This is a genomic window from Flavobacterium aquariorum, assembly GCF_003254745.1.
GTDB classification, from domain to species: domain Bacteria; phylum Bacteroidota; class Bacteroidia; order Flavobacteriales; family Flavobacteriaceae; genus Flavobacterium; species Flavobacterium aquariorum.
In genome coordinates this window covers 78,901-96,951 of record NZ_QKXH01000006.1, presented here as the reverse complement: position 1 = coordinate 96,951, position 18,051 = coordinate 78,901, and the positions used below count along the sequence as shown (strand labels likewise).

Annotated in this window: 18 protein-coding genes; 8 read left to right on the top strand and 10 right to left on the bottom strand. The window is 34.5% G+C overall.

The features are described 5' to 3' along the window. Nucleotides 1-483: 483 nt before the first annotated feature. From DOS84_RS10535 to DOS84_RS10520, 4 genes are all read left to right on the top strand, one after another. Nucleotides 484-1,422 carry a ring-cleaving dioxygenase gene (locus DOS84_RS10535; RefSeq protein ID WP_111410090.1) on the top strand — a complete coding sequence of 313 codons (939 nt, stop codon included), beginning with the start codon at nt 484-486 and terminating at the stop codon, nt 1,420-1,422. A gap of 9 nt (nt 1,423-1,431) precedes the next feature. Then, nucleotides 1,432-2,055, top strand: a complete 624-nt coding sequence (locus tag DOS84_RS10530; protein ID WP_207802050.1) for an alpha/beta hydrolase — start codon at nt 1,432-1,434, stop codon at nt 2,053-2,055. 135 nt (nt 2,056-2,190) lie between these two features. Further along, a complete protein-coding gene (locus DOS84_RS10525; RefSeq protein WP_111410089.1) occupies nt 2,191-2,550 on the top strand; it encodes a cupin domain-containing protein in 360 nt (119 codons plus the stop codon). Nucleotides 2,551-2,558: 8 nt separating this feature from the next. Next, nucleotides 2,559-3,092: an HD domain-containing protein gene (locus DOS84_RS10520; protein ID WP_111410088.1), complete on the top strand. Its 534-nt coding sequence runs from the start codon at nt 2,559-2,561 to the stop codon at nt 3,090-3,092. Between the two features lie 36 nt (nt 3,093-3,128). Here the strand turns inward: DOS84_RS10520 and DOS84_RS10515 are convergent, their stop codons facing one another. Continuing rightward, complete coding sequence (locus DOS84_RS10515) at nt 3,129-5,093, bottom strand: sigma 54-interacting response regulator (RefSeq protein ID WP_111410087.1); 1,965 nt, start codon at nt 5,091-5,093, stop codon at nt 3,129-3,131. Between the two features lie 290 nt (nt 5,094-5,383). Here DOS84_RS10515 and DOS84_RS10510 point away from each other — a divergent pair, with 290 nt between their 5' ends. The 4 genes from DOS84_RS10510 to DOS84_RS10495 all read left to right on the top strand — a co-directional run bounded on the left by DOS84_RS10510 (nt 5,384) and on the right by DOS84_RS10495 (nt 9,605). Beyond that, the gene (locus DOS84_RS10510) at nt 5,384-7,816 is read left to right on the top strand and encodes a histidine kinase dimerization/phosphoacceptor domain -containing protein (protein WP_111410086.1); all 2,433 of its coding nucleotides are present in this window, start codon (nt 5,384-5,386) and stop codon (nt 7,814-7,816) included. A 97-nt stretch (nt 7,817-7,913) separates the two neighbouring features. Beyond that, a complete protein-coding gene (locus tag DOS84_RS10505) occupies nt 7,914-8,249 on the top strand; it encodes a hypothetical protein (RefSeq protein ID WP_111410085.1) in 336 nt (111 codons plus the stop codon). A gap of 26 nt (nt 8,250-8,275) precedes the next feature. Beyond that, nucleotides 8,276-8,854: a Crp/Fnr family transcriptional regulator gene (locus tag DOS84_RS10500; protein ID WP_111410084.1), complete on the top strand. Its 579-nt coding sequence runs from the start codon at nt 8,276-8,278 to the stop codon at nt 8,852-8,854. A 217-nt stretch (nt 8,855-9,071) separates the two neighbouring features. After that, nucleotides 9,072-9,605, top strand: coding sequence for a YceI family protein (locus tag DOS84_RS10495; protein ID WP_111410083.1), 534 nt, complete (start codon nt 9,072-9,074; stop codon nt 9,603-9,605). A gap of 88 nt (nt 9,606-9,693) precedes the next feature. Here DOS84_RS10495 and DOS84_RS10490 read toward each other — a convergent pair whose 3' ends face one another. The 9 genes from DOS84_RS10490 to DOS84_RS10450 form a co-directional block, all read right to left on the bottom strand. Next, nucleotides 9,694-10,599, bottom strand: a complete 906-nt coding sequence (locus DOS84_RS10490) for a phospholipase A (RefSeq protein WP_111410082.1) — start codon at nt 10,597-10,599, stop codon at nt 9,694-9,696. Between the two features lie 4 nt (nt 10,600-10,603). Continuing rightward, nucleotides 10,604-11,221 (bottom strand): cysteine hydrolase family protein, encoded by a 618-nt coding sequence (locus DOS84_RS10485; protein WP_111410081.1) that lies wholly within the window; start codon nt 11,219-11,221, stop codon nt 10,604-10,606. Between the two features lie 322 nt (nt 11,222-11,543). Further along, nucleotides 11,544-12,365 carry an alpha/beta fold hydrolase gene (locus tag DOS84_RS10480; protein ID WP_111410080.1) on the bottom strand — a complete coding sequence of 274 codons (822 nt, stop codon included), beginning with the start codon at nt 12,363-12,365 and terminating at the stop codon, nt 11,544-11,546. Between the two features lie 44 nt (nt 12,366-12,409). Next, nucleotides 12,410-13,180: an alpha/beta hydrolase gene (locus DOS84_RS10475; protein WP_111410079.1), complete on the bottom strand. Its 771-nt coding sequence runs from the start codon at nt 13,178-13,180 to the stop codon at nt 12,410-12,412. 84 nt (nt 13,181-13,264) lie between these two features. Then, nucleotides 13,265-13,816 (bottom strand): putative antibiotic biosynthesis monooxygenase, encoded by a 552-nt coding sequence (locus DOS84_RS10470; protein ID WP_111410078.1) that lies wholly within the window; start codon nt 13,814-13,816, stop codon nt 13,265-13,267. A 73-nt stretch (nt 13,817-13,889) separates the two neighbouring features. Further along, nucleotides 13,890-14,780 carry an alpha/beta fold hydrolase gene (locus DOS84_RS10465; protein ID WP_111410077.1) on the bottom strand — a complete coding sequence of 297 codons (891 nt, stop codon included), beginning with the start codon at nt 14,778-14,780 and terminating at the stop codon, nt 13,890-13,892. Nucleotides 14,781-14,853: 73 nt separating this feature from the next. After that, nucleotides 14,854-15,537, bottom strand: a complete 684-nt coding sequence (locus DOS84_RS10460) for a hydrolase (RefSeq protein ID WP_111410076.1) — start codon at nt 15,535-15,537, stop codon at nt 14,854-14,856. 63 nt (nt 15,538-15,600) lie between these two features. Then, nucleotides 15,601-16,974 carry an alginate export family protein gene (locus tag DOS84_RS10455; protein WP_111410075.1) on the bottom strand — a complete coding sequence of 458 codons (1,374 nt, stop codon included), beginning with the start codon at nt 16,972-16,974 and terminating at the stop codon, nt 15,601-15,603. A gap of 37 nt (nt 16,975-17,011) precedes the next feature. Continuing rightward, nucleotides 17,012-18,028: an MBL fold metallo-hydrolase gene (locus DOS84_RS10450; RefSeq protein ID WP_111410074.1), complete on the bottom strand. Its 1,017-nt coding sequence runs from the start codon at nt 18,026-18,028 to the stop codon at nt 17,012-17,014. Nucleotides 18,029-18,051: the final 23 nt, after the last annotated feature.

The following is an 18,051-nucleotide window of genomic DNA, read 5'->3' as shown; positions in this document are numbered from 1 at the left end:
TGGTTATTTTGCTACAGAATCAGGTGGTAGCTTTAAATTGGAATTGGGTGATCAATATCACTGGAATTTGCATCATACACTTTGTCTCGTTATAAAATAACTACGCAGATTTAATTTTTTATATAATATTCCTACTTCCACTAATTATTTTACGATTTACATCCGAATCGAAATAATCTATATTTACTATATATCGTTCCGAAAATTCTTAAAACTTCTGTATTTCGCTAATATTTCGATTTAACAAACAAACAATTACCTCTATTACGAGGCTTTACTAAAAAGGTATAATTCTTGAGTTTTATTAAATGCAATATAATGTTCAATCCTTCAAACTAAAACTTATCGACCATTTGAAAAGAGCTTATACAAAACTTAAATGCCAATTAACAAAAAAATGCATTTTCATTTTCTTGTTCTAGTTCAATGACTTAACTTTTTAAACGACATAAATTTGCTATATAAATATTTAAAACTCATATCATGGAAAATAAAATTTTAGGGCTTCATCATATTACAGCAATTGCAGGGGATGCCGAACGTAATTTCAATTTTTATTCTAATGTTTTAGGATTGCGATTCATCAAAAAAACGGTAAATTTTGATGATCCTGGAACTTATCATTTTTATTTTGGGGACGAAATAGGTAGCGCTGGAACTATCCTGACTTTTTTCCCCTGGGGAGAGGGAATCCAACAAGGAAGAAAAGGATCAGGAATGGCTACAGAAATTGGTTATTCAGTTCCAAAAGGCAGTTTAGAATTCTGGGTAAAGCGTTTGGATAAATATAATGTAATTTACAACAAGCCTTCGGAAAAATTTGGAGAGAGATATGTTTCTTTTTTAGATCCAGATGGCTTAAAATTAGAATTAATAGAATCCAAAACGGAAGACAACAGAAAATCTTGGGAAACCGACGAAATAAAAACAGAAAATGCCGTGAAAGGCTTTCATAACATTACATTGACGCTTAAAGAGATCAAACCAACAGCATCAATTTTGACCAATGTATTTGGATACGAATTAATCGACCAAAATGTGAATCGCTACCGTTATGCAACTACCGCCGTCGAAAATGCTGCCATTGTGGACTTAGTGGAATTACCTGAGGAAAAGAAAGGTCATATAGCCAACGGTTCTGTTCATCATGTTGCTTTCCGAGTAAAAAATGATGCAATTCTGATGTATTTCCGAGAAAAGATTGAAGCGTTGGGATTAGGGATAACACCTCAAATTGACCGACAATATTTTCATTCTCTTTATTTTAGAGAACCAGGGGGCGTTCTTTTTGAAATAGCCACCGATAATCCTGGATTCACCGTTGACGAAACACTGGAAAATCTTGGGAAAGATTTAAAATTACCTCCTCAATATGAAAGCCGCAGAGAGGAAATAGAAAAACATTTGGCAAAAATTAACTAATTTATAATTATGGACTTTCAACCGTTGCACTATATTTTTAAAGGCACAGGAAATGCAAGCGCAAAAACACTTTTGCTCTTGCATGGAACTGGCGGAAATGAGCATGATTTGGTACCATTGGCAAAAAACTTTGGTGATGATATCAATATTCTAAGCCTTCGCGGAAACGTAAATGAAAATGGAATGCCTAGATTTTTTAAAAGGCTGGGAATGGGCATTTTTGATGAAAAAGATTTAGAATTCAGAACACATGAAATGGTTCATTTTCTAAAAGAAATTGCAGAAAAAGAAGGTTTTGACAGTACAAAAATCATTGCTTTGGGCTATTCCAACGGGGCTAATATTGCAGGAGCCACTTTAATGCTTCATCCAGATTTTTTAGCTGGGGCAATATTATACCGACCAATGCAGCCTTTCAGAAAAATGGAAAATGTAAAAAGCAAAAGCCATACACCGCTGTTTTTCTCTTCAGGAAAAAATGATCCAACCGTAAAAGTTGAAAGCACCAATGAGTATCTTGAGATATTAAACAACAACAACTTGGATGTCACTTTTCACGAAATAAATACGGGACATAATTTAACCCAAGAAGATGTAGAACTGTCTGTTAATTGGTTTAAAAACAACTTTTAAAATATTTACATTTAACCACAAAGTTCACAAAAAGAGACATTATGCACTCAAAGCTCTGTGAACTTTGCGGTTAAAAATTTTCATCACAAAAATATGTTTCTAAAATTCAAAGTACTAAACAAATAACTTGATAAGATGGAATACTATACAATAACACGAATATTTTCGGATGATGTGGGAGAAAGTCATTTTGAAGATATTAAAATCCCGCTCAAAGAAAGTAGTGAAATTGGTTTTCTATCCGAAACACAACCCGTCTCTGGAATCATTTTCAGAAAGGTAAAACCAAATTATGATTTCGATTTTCATCAGGCTCCAACTCGGCAATATATTATTTTGCAGGATGGTGAGATTGAAATCGAGACCTCTTTGGGAGAAAAACGAACTTTTGAACCCGGAAACGTTTTACTTGTAGAAGATACTTTTGGAAAAGGACATCGTACCCGAAACCTTAAAAAGGCCGTTAGATCATCTATTTTTGTTACTTTAAAATAAAATCTTCTATGATGGAATATTCAAATCAAATTATTGAGGGCTTATTTCAAAAATACAAACCAATGTTTGGCGAAGATTATGATCGATATAGAAATCATGTCTATCGCGTATTTTTAAATTGCCAATTAATGGATTCGGATGAAAATAATATAGATAAGTACGCTATTGCCAGTGTATTTCATGATATCGGAATCTGGACTGACAACACTATCGATTACTTAGATCCTTCAATGGAAGAGGCTAAAATCTATTTGATAGAATCAGAAAAACAAGATTGGATAGAGGAAATTACAATGATGATTTATTGGCACCATAAAATGAGCGAATACCGTGGAAAACATTCCAAAACTATAGAATTTTTCAGAAAAGCAGATTGGATTGATGTATCATTAGGGCTAGTCACTTTTGGTTACGACAGCCAAAAAATCAAACAATTCAGGAAGAAAATTCCAAATCTTGGTTTTCATATATTCCTCATCAATAAGATATTTAAACGTTTTCTTAAACATCCCCAAAATCCACTTCCTATGTTTACAAAATAATTGTTGTTGCATTTACTTAAAAAAAGTCTTTATTATTTAAGAAAAATGACTGTGTTTTATACCTAACTTTTTGATTTTGGAATTGAGTGTCGAAGATGGAATATTCAAAATTTCGGCTGCTCCACCCGTTCCCGAAACCTTTCCTTTACATCTTTTTAGGATGTAAATAATATAATCACGTTCATTGTCATGAATGGTTTTGATGGAGAACTCCTCTTGTTTTTCGCCCTCTTCTTGTTTTTTTGCAAAAGGAAGCTGAATTTCTTTAATCATATTTCCATCGCTCATCAAAATACTGCGTTCTATAACATGTTCCAATTCTCGAATATTGCCAGGCCACTCATAAGATAGCAACTGATGAAGCACTGCCTCCTGAAGTATCGGTGCCTTCAATCCCGTTTTTTCACTGAATAAATTAATAAAATGAGAAGCCAAAATAGGAATATCTTCCGTTCTTTCCCTTAATGCAGGTACTAATATTGGAAAAACATAAAGTCTGTAATACAAATCCAAACGAAATCGTCCTGCAGCCACTTCTTCCTCCAGATTTCGATTGGTTGCGGCAATAATACGAACATCAATCTTTATTGGGAAGCGCCCCCCCAACCTTTCAATTTCCTTTTCCTGCAAAACCCTCAATAATTTCACCTGAAGATCTATAGGCATTTCTCCTATTTCATCCAAAAAAACAGTTCCTCCATCGGCCATTTCAAATTTGCCTGCGCGTTTGTCTGCTGCTCCGGTAAAAGCACCTTTTTCGTGACCAAAAAGCAGGGATTCTGCTAAATTTTCAGGAATGGTACTGCAGTTGATAATAACTAACGGTTTTCCTTTTCGACTGGAGAGGTTGTGAATACTTTGAGCCACTTTTTCTTTTCCGGTTCCACTTTCACCCAATATTAATACAGATGTTTCAAAAGGAGCCACTTTTTTTATGGAGTCAAAAACAGTGATCATTTTTCTACTGGTTCCTATCATTGATTCAAAACCTTGTGGAAGATTTTTGGAGATATTCAAAACTACTTTATTTTTTCCGTTGATTTTTTTATCACTAATGTACATGTCGCCAACAAACTTGGTCAATACACCTTGAAGTTTAATCAACAATCTTAAATGTTCATCTGTAAATATTTCAAAATGTCGGCTATGGAATGAAAAATTAAATTTTTTTTCTTCAATGGTCAGCGGAATCACTATAAAAGATTTGATTCCAAATGTATGCAGCACCAATCGCTTTATAACTGAATCCTGACTTACTTTTTCAAAAGATTCTCCCTGATAAATTTGGGCAATTTCCAGTTTTAAGGACTTGGAATCTAGATCGATTAACTCATCTTTTTTAAAATTTGTTATTTTGGAAAATTTATCAATGTTAATCATTTCATAAATATCAAAATTCCTTCTAAGCATTCCAACAATACTAGATAATTCATTAATAAAACCCGTTTCCATATAATCGAAAGGGATATAGGTTTGTAATGTTTTACCAAGCTGTAATAAAGCCTGTTCCCATTTTAAAGAAGAAAAAGTAATTTCATTGATGCTTTTCTCCAGCATTTTTTCTTCTAACAGCTGATTTTCTATACTATGTTTATGGCGATAGCAGGCAATATCCAGAGTTATTAAGACATCCTGAGCACGAAATGGTTTGACTATAAATCCATATGGCTGTGTCTTTTTGGCTTCTTCCAATATACTTTTACTGGAGTTGGCGGAGAGATAAATAAATCCAATATGTCTTTCTTTCAGTATTTTGGCCAAATCAATTCCCGTTTCTTTTCCTTTGAGAAAAATATCCAAAAAAACAAGGTCTGGTATTTCTTTTTCTATGCATTCCAATGCTTGAGCAACCGAACGCATTATTCCCATCACTTCATAACCTGCTTTTTCCAAAATCAGCTGCAAATCATGAGCTTCAATAAATTGATCCTCAACTATTAATATTTTTTTGTTAGTAGATAAACTTTCTTTTATGCTTACATCTTTGGTTACTGCATTCATAAAGCCATTATTATTGATTAGTAGAAAACAAGAGATTAATATCAAAGTTAGATTCATTAAAGTCAATCACCTGAAAGCTCATTCATATAATTACAAATGGCTGATATAAAATTAGTTATTAAAAATCAAACTTAAAAAAAACTAAAGCCATAAAAACGATAACAATACTGTTTTTTTTTTTAGGAATACCAAGGCATTATTTTTATACTAGTTTTAATTACACAAAAAGCTTAACTTTATATATCCATTTAAATTACAGCTAATTATATACACAATTAAAATTCCTTTTTATGAGAAAATTATTTCTTCTGTGTTTGTCTTTAGCCATATCTATAAGTAGTTTTTGCCAAACTCCTCAATTCAAAATCTACGATATCAAAAAAAAACGATTATTGGTCAAAACAACAGGTGTCTATATATATTCCATTAATCAAGGAAATATAGATATTGACAGTGCCATGGTACTGGCTTGTGCTGCAAATAAAACACCTGTATCATTATCCTATGATGAGGGCTATAATGACGGAAACTATTTGTTGGGAAGTAAAATGATGGACAATAATAATATAACGGCTGCATTAAAAATACTTGCTAAATCACAAAAAACAGATCGTGTCAAGTTATTATTGCAATTAGGTGGTCATTACCTTTTTAAGCCAGGAAGCAAAAAAAAAGACCTCCAAAATGCTTTATTTTATATAAAACAGGCTGTCGAATTAAGCAATCAGCTGAAAATACCAAAATGGCAGCAACAAAGTAATATACTGCTGGGCAAATATTATTTTCAGGCAGGCAGCAATCTGGAAAGCCAAGCCACTTTTTCAACTGTTGTAAAAAACTGCCGAGAACTAAATGACAAAAAAGCTTTGGCAGAAGCACTCGAAAATCAAGGAACTTTTCTTTTGGACAACAATCCTGATAAAGAAAAAATCCTGACCGAGGCAATGCAACTTTATAAAGAAACAGGACAAAAGGAAAAAGAAGTAGAAACTTTAATGAAACTTGTAACAGTTCATTTCTGGACTGGAAACCTGCCTCTTGCCAAAAAAGAGTCCATTCAGGTGTATAATTTTCTAAAAAACATAGGCTTTAAACATACTCATTACAACGCAGCAACCATTTCATATATAGACCTAGTCCTAAAAAACCAAAAAGAATCACTTTATTATGCAATAGATGGAGTAAAAACTATGGAGGCTACCCAGGATTTTGCCGTAGCAGACAAATATTATATGCGATTAGCCGATATTTACAGTCAAATGGGAAATTTTGAAGAAGCGATTCATTTATATAAAAAAAGCATCGAGATTGGTCAAAAAAAATCAAATAATCGAAGTTGGTATAAGAGTTTTTTAAGTTACTTACAAACCTTGTCTGAACTAGGCAGACATAAAGAAGCCCTAGACTATTTAAAAAAGACAACTCAAAAATTTCCTCCTGACAATTTATTGGACAAAATGCTTGTTGGCCGCACCGCTGCATTATGTTATGATAAAATAGGTAATACTAAACATGCCGAAAAAAATTATGTAGCTATTGAAAAGTACATATCAAAATTAATTAATCCACAAACCGCTTTTGATGTAGCTACAGTCTACTCCGAGATGTCTTTTTTTTATGCTAAGACAGGTCAGGCAATTAAAGCTAAATCCTACATAAACAAAGCATTAGCCATTAAGCGTAATTATAAAATTAAAGTTAATTACCATATTATAGATCTTTCATTATTCAAAATTGATTCCCTTGACGGAAATTATTTATCTGCAATTGGACATTATCAAAAATTTAAAGAAAGTAATGATTCAATAATAAACTATTCCAAACGCAAAGAAATTGAAGAGTTGCGATTTAAATATGAAACTGCGCAGAAAGAGCAAAACATTAAAACCTTACAAGCCCAAACTGACTTACAGCAAAGCCAATTAGAAAAATCAAAACTCGCAATCAACTTGTCGATTGGATTACTTATGCTATTATTCATAATTCTTGGATTATTATACAAGCTGTATCGAGTAAAACAAAAAAGTAATAAAAAACTAAAAATTAAAGAAAAGGAAATTAGCCTTAAGAATACAAATCTTCAGCATTTACTCGATGAGAAAGAATGGCTGATGAAAGAAATTCATCATAGGGTAAAAAACAACCTGCAAACAGTAATTAGTTTGCTCAACTCACAATCTGCTTATGTTGACAATGATATGGCTCTTTCTACAATAAAAAGCAGCCAGCACCGAATTCATGCCATGTCGTTAATTCATCAAAAGCTATACATGTCCGAAAATATTTCAACCATCAGTATGCCAATTTACATCAAGGAATTGGTTGAATATTTAAAAGATTCTTTCCAACTAAAACAGCGCATTCGTTTCGAAATAAAAATAGAACAACTGGAATTAGACGTAGTACAGGCCGTTCCATTGGGATTAATTATAAACGAAGCCATAACTAACTCCATAAAATATGCGTTCCCGAATGATCAAGACGGAATCATTTCCATTACGCTGATTGCTACTGATGCAAATCAATATCTACTGACTATTCAAGACAATGGAATTGGGATTCCTGTTGCCTTTAAAGAGAAAAACAATTCATTTGGAATGAGTTTAATCAAAGGATTAAGCGATGATTTAGATGGGACTTTTTCTATCGAGAACAACAATGGTACTTTGTTAAAACTTAACTTTGAAAAAGTTATTTTGGAGAAGCAAAAGAGAAAAATATAATTAATTCTGAAACAATGGAATGACAAAGCCTTTCTTGTCCTAGATTATGTTTTAATAAAGAATTGTGCTTTAGTTTTGTATTCTAAATTATGAAGCCATGAAGAAACTAGAATTTTTAATACTCGGAAAAAACGAACCTATTCTGGAAATCCTGTTACGCCTTGTGAATGCAAACGAAGATTGGCACGCAGTGGGTTTTAGTGACGAAGAAACAGCCAAAGACTATTTTAAACAAAACCTTCTGGATATTGTTTTATTCAGTTCAGGCATTGAAGCAGCATCTGAAAAAAAAATGCAAGAGTTTTTTAAGACTGAACAACCCGAAATCGAAATCATATTGCACTACGGAGGTGGAAGCGGGCTACTAAAATGTGAAATCCTTGAAGTTTTGGAAAAGCGACGAAAAAGAAAATTATCCCAGAATCAAGCTTAAATTCTAATCCATAAATTTTCCCTGATATGTTTGAATCAATTAATGCTAATATTTGCAAAAAAAATGAATTTACGCCCGACGAAATCGAGTATTTCAATACGATATTGCAGTATAAAGAAGTACCCAAAAAAACATTATTGCTACAGGAAGGCGAAATTTGCAATTTTGAAGCTTATATCCTAAAAGGCTGTATTCGGAAATATTACATTAATGAAAATGGTTTTGAAGTAATAATACAATTTGCCATAGAAGACTGGTGGATAAGTGATATTGCCAGTTTTCATGAAAAAAAACCTAGCAAATTATTCATAGAGACTCTCGAAGATTGTCAGCTATTGATCTTAACCCCCGAAACCAAAGAAATGCTTTTGCAAAAAGTTCCTAAGTTTGAACGCATTTTCAGATTATTGATACAACGAAACCTTTCTGCCATGCAGAACAGACTAATCGATACCATTGCCAAATCGGCCCAGGAAAAATATTTAGAATTTATAAAACTTTACCCAACAATACCGCAACGGGTAGCGCAGCATCATATTGCTTCCTATCTTGGGATTTCTGCAGAATTTTTAAGCAAAGTAAGAACGAAACTCGCCAAGCAGTAAGTTTCATTTCTTGTCTTAGTTCAATGCTTTAAAATACTATCCGATCTAATTTTGTATCGGAATTATTGTAAAGCATTTTTTTTATTAAAAAAATTACAAACAATCATTTCTTGTCCTAGTTCAATGCATAGGAATTGAAAACGACCGAAATTTGTACCATAAATTAAGCATATAGATTATAAATACATTAAATAATAACAATAAAAAAACAAATAAAATGTCAACAAAAACAACTTGGGCTATAGACCCAGCACATTCAGAAATTGGATTTAAAGTAAAACACATGATGTTTACTAATGTATCTGGAAATTTTACACAATTTGATGCAACTGTAGAAACAGAATCAGATAGTTTTGACAATGCTAAATTCAGTTTTAAAGGAGTAACAGATTCAATTACTACAGGAAACAAAGATCGTGATGCCCATTTATTGAGCCCAGATTTCTTTGATGCAGGTACTTTTCCTGAAATTACCTTCACCTCAACTGGTTTTTCAAAAATTAATGAAGGGGAATTTGAATTAACCGGGGATTTAACCCTTCACGGAATCACTAAACCTGTTCAATTGAATACTGAATTTGGCGGTTTGGCAAAAGATCCTTGGGGAAATACCAAAGCTGGGTTTTCTCTCACTGGGAAAATCAATAGAAAAGATTGGGGTTTAAACTGGAACTCTGCTTTAGAAACTGGAGGAGTTCTTGTTGGTGAAGAAATTAAATTAAATTTTGAATTACAATTCATCAAACAATAAGGGGTTTATTAATTATTGGAAAAGCGCCGTAAGTATTTTAACAAATACGTACGGCGCTTTTTTTTATATTCACAAAAACAACCAATTTTTATAAAGTTCCTGCAAATACAATCCCAATTCCTCCAATGGTATGAATTTGATTGTAGTCAATCATGGCATCTCCATATCCATGAAAAAACTGACCATACCCTTTTAGATTTTTATATATAGGGAAAGTCCAATCGAACTCAACACTGCCATGATTATCATCGCCAAACCGCAAAGAATGCTGTGCCTTCAATGTCAATAAATGTTTCTTTAATCTATAATTAAAAAGAATACTTCCTCTGCCCATGTAATCTTCGATATCCGGGTTTTCTGTAATTTCGGTGGCAAACCATGTTCTCACAATTAAACTCCACTGATTGTTTTCAAAACCGGCATGCAGAATAAATCGATTCCAACTTCGGGTAAATTTGTGCCCCTCCCTTCCATTTGACTGATGATTAAATGCAAACCCAAGCATTTTCATCTTTAAAAAATCAAATTTTACTGGATAGTTAAATATAATTTCCGGTTCATAATTGGTTTCCCTAAAAGGCCTTGAAAACTCCGCATTATAAACTTGCCAATACGATTTTTGAGTATAACCTAACCATAATGCGCCTCTGCCAAAAATTCTTTGGGCTAATTTGGTTTTGAAACTGAACTGCATGGTAGCTTCTACATTGTCCAATTGGATTTCTTCATCAGTTACAGCAGGATCAACCGGCGCTGTTTCAAAAGGGACCTCGCGTCTATGGCTTGAAAACCGGAATGGCATTATGTAAATAGGCTTATAGGCCGTTAATAAGAAGGTTTCACTATTGCTGTCTGGCTCCAATTCCCACATTTTATCGAGTGTCTGGTAGGAATCCATTCTTTTAAAAATTGACGATGACTGCCCCATTAAGGAAAAGGTTGCAAACAAAGAAAGAACTAGTATTTGTACCGTTTTAGCAAAATATTTTTTCATGACCCTACGATTTTGGAGTATTTATAAATTCCTCTATTGAGAGCATTGCATGTCCATAATTTGGAAAAGTAATTTCAACCGTAACTCTGATTTCTTCCCAATTGAATGCTGCAATACCATCTTTAATCAAAGTTACATGATATCCCAATTCCACACCATATCTAGCGGTTGAATCGATACAGGTATTTGCTCTCATACCAGCAAGAATAATATGATCAATGTTGTGCATGCGAAGAAGAAAATCAAGATCGGTATTGGCAAATCCGCTGCCCGTCCAATGATTTTGGGCAATAAGATCTCCAATTTCTGGTTGAAGTTCTGGATGAAATTGGGCACCCCAACTTTCTCTTTCAAATAAAACTACGTTCTTGCTCCCCATATGTGATGGTGAAAGAAATCGCCAGTTTAAATAATCCCCTTCGCTTGTGTTATGGTGTGGAGCATAGATAATTTGTATTTTTCGTTCTCTGGCTGCCGCTACCAACTTTTTAAGGTTTTCTACCAAAGAAATGCCTTCAACTGTTTCTTTCGTAAGAGGATATAGTTTTCCTCCTTCAGAGAGAAAATCGTTAAACGGGTCAACCAATATCAACGCCGTTTTTGAGTATGTACTTGCATCCATTTTTGATTATTTTTTTAGTTAGATTCCTGAGTTTTATTATTGCTTTTTTTACCACAAGGAACGCAAAAATTTGCTTTTTTGAAAACGCAAGGAACGCAAAGCTTTGCTCCCCTTACGGAATTATATACAAAGCGATAAAATCTTTGCATCCCTTGCGGTTAAAAACTATTATATTTAAAAAACAAAATGTCTCCTTTAGCCCCGATAGTAGTGGAAATCCTCCCGATTTTTTTCGGGAGATTGCAACGGATAGCGGGACCAATGCTGCTTAAAGAAGCAAATCTTTCTGCTCCAAAAAATAATCGCCCTCAGGTTAGTTATATCAAGATTTAATAAAATCCAGTATATCTAAATTAACAGTATCTGCATCTGTTGTTGGCATTCCGTGGCATAAACCTGGATAGGTAATCAATTTTCCGTTTTTCAAAAGCTTAGCTGCTCTTAAAGCGGTAATTTCATAAGGAACAATTTGATCATCTTCTCCGTGCAGGACGAGTACTGGCATATCAACACTTTTTAAGTCTTCGGTAAAATCGGTTTCCGAGAAAGCTTTTATACAGTCATAATGTGCCTTAATGCCCCCCATCATCCCCTGACGCCACCAATTATCCTGAATTCCTTTCTTTATATTGGCACCTTCCCTATTGTACCCATAAAATGGAAAAGTGATGTCGTGATAAAATTGCTGTCTGTTATTGGCGGTATTAAAACGAATATCATCAAACACTGCCAATGGAACGCCGTTTGGATTGTTTTCGTCCATGATCATATAGGGAGTTACTGCACTTATAAGCACCACTTTTGATACACGATCTTTACCATATTTTGCAACATACCGTATAGCTTCACCTCCGCCAGTTGAATGCCCTATATGTATGGCGTCTTTTAAGTCTAAAAATGCTGTAAGTTCTGCAACATCTGCTGCATAAGTATTCATTTCGTTTCCTTTATAAGTCTGCGTAGATCTTCCGTGGCCGCGTCTGTCATATGCAATTACTCTAAATCCTTTATCTAAGAAAAAATACATTTGTGCATCCCAATCGTCTGCAGACAATGGCCAACCGTGATGAAAGAAAATAGGCTGACCTGTTCCCCAATCTTTGTAATAGATTTCTGTTCCGTCTTTTACTGTAATCTTGCTCATTTTAGTTTATTTTAATGGTTATTAATAGTTTCATTCACAAAAAATCATAAATTCTCATACCAGTCCAAAATATAGTCCGCAACTTTTTCCCAGCCTGGTTCTCCGCATATAAAATGACTTTTACCTTCAAAAATTTTCAAATCAACTCGGCTCTTTTTGTCTTTATATTTATTTGCCAAAGTGCTTGTAAGTGAAGGAGGAAAAATATTGTCACTGCCACCACCAATAAATAAAATAGGCTCATGCGGTTTACCAAAATCGATGTTTGAAAAAGAGTTCAACACCAATTCACGGCTTACTTTATAGCTTTCGGGTACGGCAAAACTTTTAAAAGCATCCGCTCTTTCAGCTACAGGTGTTGTATTGAAAAAACATTTGTCATACCAATCACGACTGCCCATAAAATAGTCATTGGAAGAAAAAAAGCCAAATGCAGGCAATACTGATTTTAATGTTGCAAATGGAGGAAACACATTCTTTGGCGGAGCTCCGTCAATACTTACTGCGGCTGCTACCTTGTTCAATTCTAACAATTTCATTGCTGCCATACCTGCCATTGAATGTCCAATAATTAATGGTTTTTCAGGTAAAATATCAATGAGTTTTACAATGTTCTTAACCACGTCAATAAATCCTGTTTCCACAAGCTTAGAATGGACTTTGTTTCTCAAATCTGTTGGGATTCCATCGTGACCCGGGTTTGCGGGTGTGTACACGGTATATCCCTTTTCTTCATAACGGCTTTTCCACTTTGCCCAACTAGTATTATTCACAAAGTTTCCGTGTATGAGAATGATGGATTTTGATTTTATCATAATGCTTAATATTTTAATGATTAACAGTCATTTACGAAGTGTATATCTGTTGATATAAAGCAGCCTTTTTATCAATTCAAATTATTATTTGTAAAGCCACTTTTTTATGAGTCTTGTATATCGTGGCATTAACAGATATACCATAATGAATACTATTATGCCCGAAACAAAAAATGACTCGATGTAACGATTTTGGAGGAAAGCAAAATTTCTCATTATAGGTAATACGAGCATTGGAATAAATGTTGCCAATGGGAATATTGCCGACCATGTCACTAAATATTGTTTCCAACGAACCGGTATTTTTACATTCTCATTTTCTGATAGGAAAAGAAAATCCAAACCGCTTTTTATATAGAATTTGTCTTCTTTGGAAAAAAATGGCAAAGCTTTCTCAATCAGTTTTTTTCGATCTTTCGATTCCATCCAATTTTTGAGATTTTCAATAGTGTCAAATCGAAGAATAACCGTAAAAGTATAGGTCAAATTAGGAATAGGGCGAATGATTTGCCAATCTAAGAATCCAGTTGATTTTTTACTGATCGGACTAATTTCATTTAGCCAATTTTCATATTCTTGCTCTTTCCCTACTAAAACATTGTGAGTGATTACAACTGTTGCTCCTTGATTTTCCATTTTTAAAGAGAATATTGATTATGTAAATTAATTTGGAGTTGCTATAAGGCTGATACTAACTTCCAGGCTGGTTTTATTTTGCTGTTAACTGAATGAAGTTGGAAATGTATTTTGCTGAAAGTTCAGGAAACTGATGTTGCGGCGCATGACCTGTATGAGGAAACACAATTATTTGTGTAGTCGCCAACTCTCGAAGCAATGCAAACCAGTTTTCGACAGCAAAAGAAATATCGTGATCGCCAGATATAACCAAAAGTGGTGTTTTGGTTGTTTTTAATTGATCCCTGAATTTTAAATTGTCTTCTCTCAAACCTGCCCCTCCGGCAAAATAAAGCTGAAAAACATCCATCGTACTCGGGATTTTGGAAACATCAATTCTTTTGGCAATCCTGTCGTGTGATAATTTGGCTGCTTTTACACTGGCATCCGAATTGGGTTCAAAAAACAAAATGACTTCATCATTAAAATCATTAATTGGTTTTAAAGCACAATCCAAGAACGCTTGTTCCAAAGGGATTTCATTATGTCCAGGAGGATTTGTACCAACTAATATGGCATGCGAAATCAATTCCGGATATTGCAGTGTAGCAATCTGAGCTACCAAACCGCCATAAGACCAACCCAAAATGGCGATGCTTTTTAGATTAAGAAACTCGGCCAAATCCTTAACATCTGTCGCTACATCCACGATATCTGTTGGTAAAGTCCCGGATGATGAACCAATGCCAGTATAATCAAAAGTTACCAAATTAAAATTTTCTGCAAGACTATCCAGAAATAAAGGATCCCAAGTGTCTAAAGTACCGCGAAAACGATTTACCAAAATGATAGAATCGCCATTGCCAATGGAACGATAAGCAATCTTTTTACCTTTTGTTTCCGCAAATTGAGTTTTAGAATTGACAGCATCGTTTGCATCGGTTTGCACTGCTGTTACGGTCAAAAAAATATTAGCTGGTTTCATAATTTTAATATTTAATTACTATTTCTGCTACTTGTTGCTTTTATAATAAATCAACACGATTGTGCCCTTTATTTTAATGCTTCAGCATCTGACGTGCGTATTGTACGCCTATACCATAACCGCCGGCATACTTAACCACCAGATCATTTACAGGTTTATAAGTCGCCTGTCTTGCCCAGTCCCTTTGAAGTTCCAAAAGATATTGAAGCGAAGTCATAGGATGTGCACCAGCCTGAACCATGCGAGTTATGGCTTGATCGTGTGCTTCTTTGCTCACATCCCCACAGGCATCCGTAATCACATACACATCAAAACCTTCGGCAATTGCAGATAATACTGGACCGACAATACAAACACTTGTCCATAATCCGCCCATAACTAATTTTTTCTTGTTCTTCCCAACGATGGCTTTATACGCATTCACATCTTCCCAAGTATTCATCGTCGTACGATCTATATAAGTCGATTCAGGATACAGTTCAAGAATTTCTGGAAATACTGGTCCACTAAATGATTTTTCAGCTACTGTTGTAACCACTGTAGGAATACCAAAAATTTTTGAAGCTCCTGCAACTATTGCCGTATTATTTCTTAACTGATCGATGGGGATATTTGCGGTAGCAAAAGCCATCTGCCCCTCATAATCGATTAACACTAATGCATGGTTAGTTGGATCTAATAAAGCTGGTCCAGGTTTTTGTGCAAATCCTGAAATGGCAGATAAAATTAGAGCTGCCGCAAGTGATAAATTTTTCATAGCAAATAAATTTATGGTTAATAATTATTTTTAAAAATCAATTAATACAATTCAATTTGGGAATTAAAAATTCAGCTGCATCGTAATTCCCGTAAAGAAAATATCTTTCCCCGTTCCCGAAGCTTTGATATATTCCCCCGCTTTAAACCAAGTCGCTTCAACCCGAAAATATAAATATTGATTGGGTTGCCATACTATTTCGCTTTCAAGCTGACCACCAATTTCCTTGCTTGTTGTTGTATCTCCTGGATAAATCAGCGATACATTTGGAGCATAGATACCATCGTTGCTGCTGTATCTCCAAAACATATCATAATCGATTCCCCATTCTATATTTTTGGCGAGTTCGAAGTTCAAAGAAGGATGAAAATCGATAAGGTTCGAAAGTCCAATTACGGATGCGAGTCCAAAATAAGAGCCTCTTGGGAAAAGCGGATTAAAAGTTTCCAATCCATTATCGCCCACTTCCCTATCACCACTTATCACTTCCACTTTGCAACCAATTTCAGGATGAAACTTTACCATATTTAAGCGATAACCTAAATTTAGCGACGCAGTCCAAGCATTAATGTCTTTTGAATCAAAATCACCAAACTGATAAAGTGTTTCTCCATCGTATCGCCAGTTTTCAGATTTTCCCCAAATGCGGGTTCCCACGGAATGTCGGTTTTCCTTGCCTGCTCCGTCATTAAAAACGGCATGAGCTCTTTCGTAACCTAGATAATAAACATCAATGTTTTTGAAAAATGGAACTTTGCTGATGACCAGATAACTTCCCCATAACTGTTTGTCGTTATTGGAATCATCATCAAAAATTCCATCGTGCGCTACAACATAATGGCTGTAAAAGAAATCGGCAGAATAGTTGTTTTTTGAGGCAATCACTTTAATTCCATCAAAAGACTGGCGATTATTAGGTCCGTCTCTCAAAGCGACTAAACGCTGTGATCCATAGGTCATTTCTTGTCTTCCCACTCTTAGAATCAACCTTTTATTGGCATCATTTATAATATTAAAATCAGCAAAAACCTGATGTACTTCAAGCGGATTTTGGTCAACCGGACTCGGATCAATTCTTCCATCTGCCAAACTGCTTTGTGTTTGTACGAATGTTCTAAAAAATTTACCGGCATGAAAATCGGCGTGAAATAAATACCTGCTCAATATATACCCATCATTATCCTGCGGTCCATCTCCCCAATTTTCGTTTTTAGCATAGAAATATTGGTATCTTATACTTCCTCCAAAACTGATGTAGGTGTTTTTGGAAGAAGATAACGGTATAAATTTCATTGTTCTATACCAATCGTGTTGCAGTGTATCCTTTTTTAAAAAACTGTAATTTTCATCAAATCGAAGCGATTTAAATCCAGGATATTGTTGCCCTAAACAGGATAATGAAATCAATAAAACCAGTAACTGCATTCTATTTTTCATATCTATTTTTTTAAATCGTTACCAGTTCTTCAGACGATTATTTGGTACCGTTTTGTTTGATATCCTTGTACGCGTTGGGAACATTGAAATTAAAATGCAACCAGTTAAAAAGTTCGTATCCTTTATTGAACTCTTTCATCGCGACAGTCGCTTTGGTTTCGTCAAGAGTAAGTCCTTTTTTAACCGCATTTTCAACATTTGTTTTCAGAGTCGAAACATAATCGATAGTGTATTTTATCCCCGCCTTGTTGGTAATGCGCCCGTGTCCTGGAATCACAATATCACTATCCGAAATCATATTGTAAATGGCGTTGAGGTTATTTACGGGTTCCAAAAAGTAGCCATCAAACAACCACGGGATAGCTGGACTTTCGGCTATAAATGGGTTTCCTGCCCATAATACATTTTTCGAAGGCGATTTTAAAAACACAAAAAGATCTGCGGGAGATTGGGCGGTTCCAACATTAATAAGCTCTACAATATTGTTATTGCCCATATCGATTTTGAGGTTTTGATTTTTTGAAATTGTAATGTCTGCAGCTCGATACACACTTTCTTCAATACCTCTTCCTTTGCCAAAAAGCATAATCATAAACTGCTTGATATTCTCATAATTTTTGGATAGGTTTTCTTTGCAGAATTCGTTCTGAATGATAATTGTCTCCTTAGGAAGTAAATAATTTCCAAAACAATGATCTCCGTGATCACTTGTGTTTACAGCATACACAATCGGTTTATTGGTTACCGATCTAATCAATTTATAAAGTTGATCGTACAGCACTTTGCTGAGCATCGTTTCTATAACCAAAACCCCTTTGTTACCAACAATAAACCCGGCCGAAGTAGCCTGTGGAATACCTTTTGTAGTTTCACTTTCTACTGTTGAGGGCAAAACTGCGTACGCATTATCGGTAATTTTAAATAGTTTTAAGGTTACTTTATTGGCATCCCAAATCGGAACATGATCCGGCATAGGAAATTGTGCATACCCAACAGTGTTTATAAGCAAACACAATACGATTGCAATTCCTAAAATTAATTTATGATATTTCATGATTTTATGTTCATTAGATTGTT

Coding starts and splice junctions, on each gene's coding strand:
- DOS84_RS10535 (WP_111410090.1), top strand. CDS start 484: ATGGAAAATAAAATTTTAGGGCTTCATCATATTACAGCAATTGCAGGG.
- DOS84_RS10530 (WP_207802050.1), top strand. CDS start 1,432: ATGGACTTTCAACCGTTGCACTATATTTTTAAAGGCACAGGAAATGCA.
- DOS84_RS10525 (WP_111410089.1), top strand. CDS start 2,191: ATGGAATACTATACAATAACACGAATATTTTCGGATGATGTGGGAGAA.
- DOS84_RS10520 (WP_111410088.1), top strand. CDS start 2,559: ATGATGGAATATTCAAATCAAATTATTGAGGGCTTATTTCAAAAATAC.
- DOS84_RS10515 (WP_111410087.1), bottom strand. CDS start 5,093: ATGAATGCAGTAACCAAAGATGTAAGCATAAAAGAAAGTTTATCTACT.
- DOS84_RS10510 (WP_111410086.1), top strand. CDS start 5,384: ATGAGAAAATTATTTCTTCTGTGTTTGTCTTTAGCCATATCTATAAGT.
- DOS84_RS10505 (WP_111410085.1), top strand. CDS start 7,914: ATGAAGAAACTAGAATTTTTAATACTCGGAAAAAACGAACCTATTCTG.
- DOS84_RS10500 (WP_111410084.1), top strand. CDS start 8,276: ATGTTTGAATCAATTAATGCTAATATTTGCAAAAAAAATGAATTTACG.
- DOS84_RS10495 (WP_111410083.1), top strand. CDS start 9,072: ATGTCAACAAAAACAACTTGGGCTATAGACCCAGCACATTCAGAAATT.
- DOS84_RS10490 (WP_111410082.1), bottom strand. CDS start 10,599: ATGAAAAAATATTTTGCTAAAACGGTACAAATACTAGTTCTTTCTTTG.
- DOS84_RS10485 (WP_111410081.1), bottom strand. CDS start 11,221: ATGGATGCAAGTACATACTCAAAAACGGCGTTGATATTGGTTGACCCG.
- DOS84_RS10480 (WP_111410080.1), bottom strand. CDS start 12,365: ATGAGCAAGATTACAGTAAAAGACGGAACAGAAATCTATTACAAAGAT.
- DOS84_RS10475 (WP_111410079.1), bottom strand. CDS start 13,180: ATGATAAAATCAAAATCCATCATTCTCATACACGGAAACTTTGTGAAT.
- DOS84_RS10470 (WP_111410078.1), bottom strand. CDS start 13,816: ATGGAAAATCAAGGAGCAACAGTTGTAATCACTCACAATGTTTTAGTA.
- DOS84_RS10465 (WP_111410077.1), bottom strand. CDS start 14,780: ATGAAACCAGCTAATATTTTTTTGACCGTAACAGCAGTGCAAACCGAT.
- DOS84_RS10460 (WP_111410076.1), bottom strand. CDS start 15,537: ATGAAAAATTTATCACTTGCGGCAGCTCTAATTTTATCTGCCATTTCA.
- DOS84_RS10455 (WP_111410075.1), bottom strand. CDS start 16,974: ATGAAAAATAGAATGCAGTTACTGGTTTTATTGATTTCATTATCCTGT.
- DOS84_RS10450 (WP_111410074.1), bottom strand. CDS start 18,028: ATGAAATATCATAAATTAATTTTAGGAATTGCAATCGTATTGTGTTTG.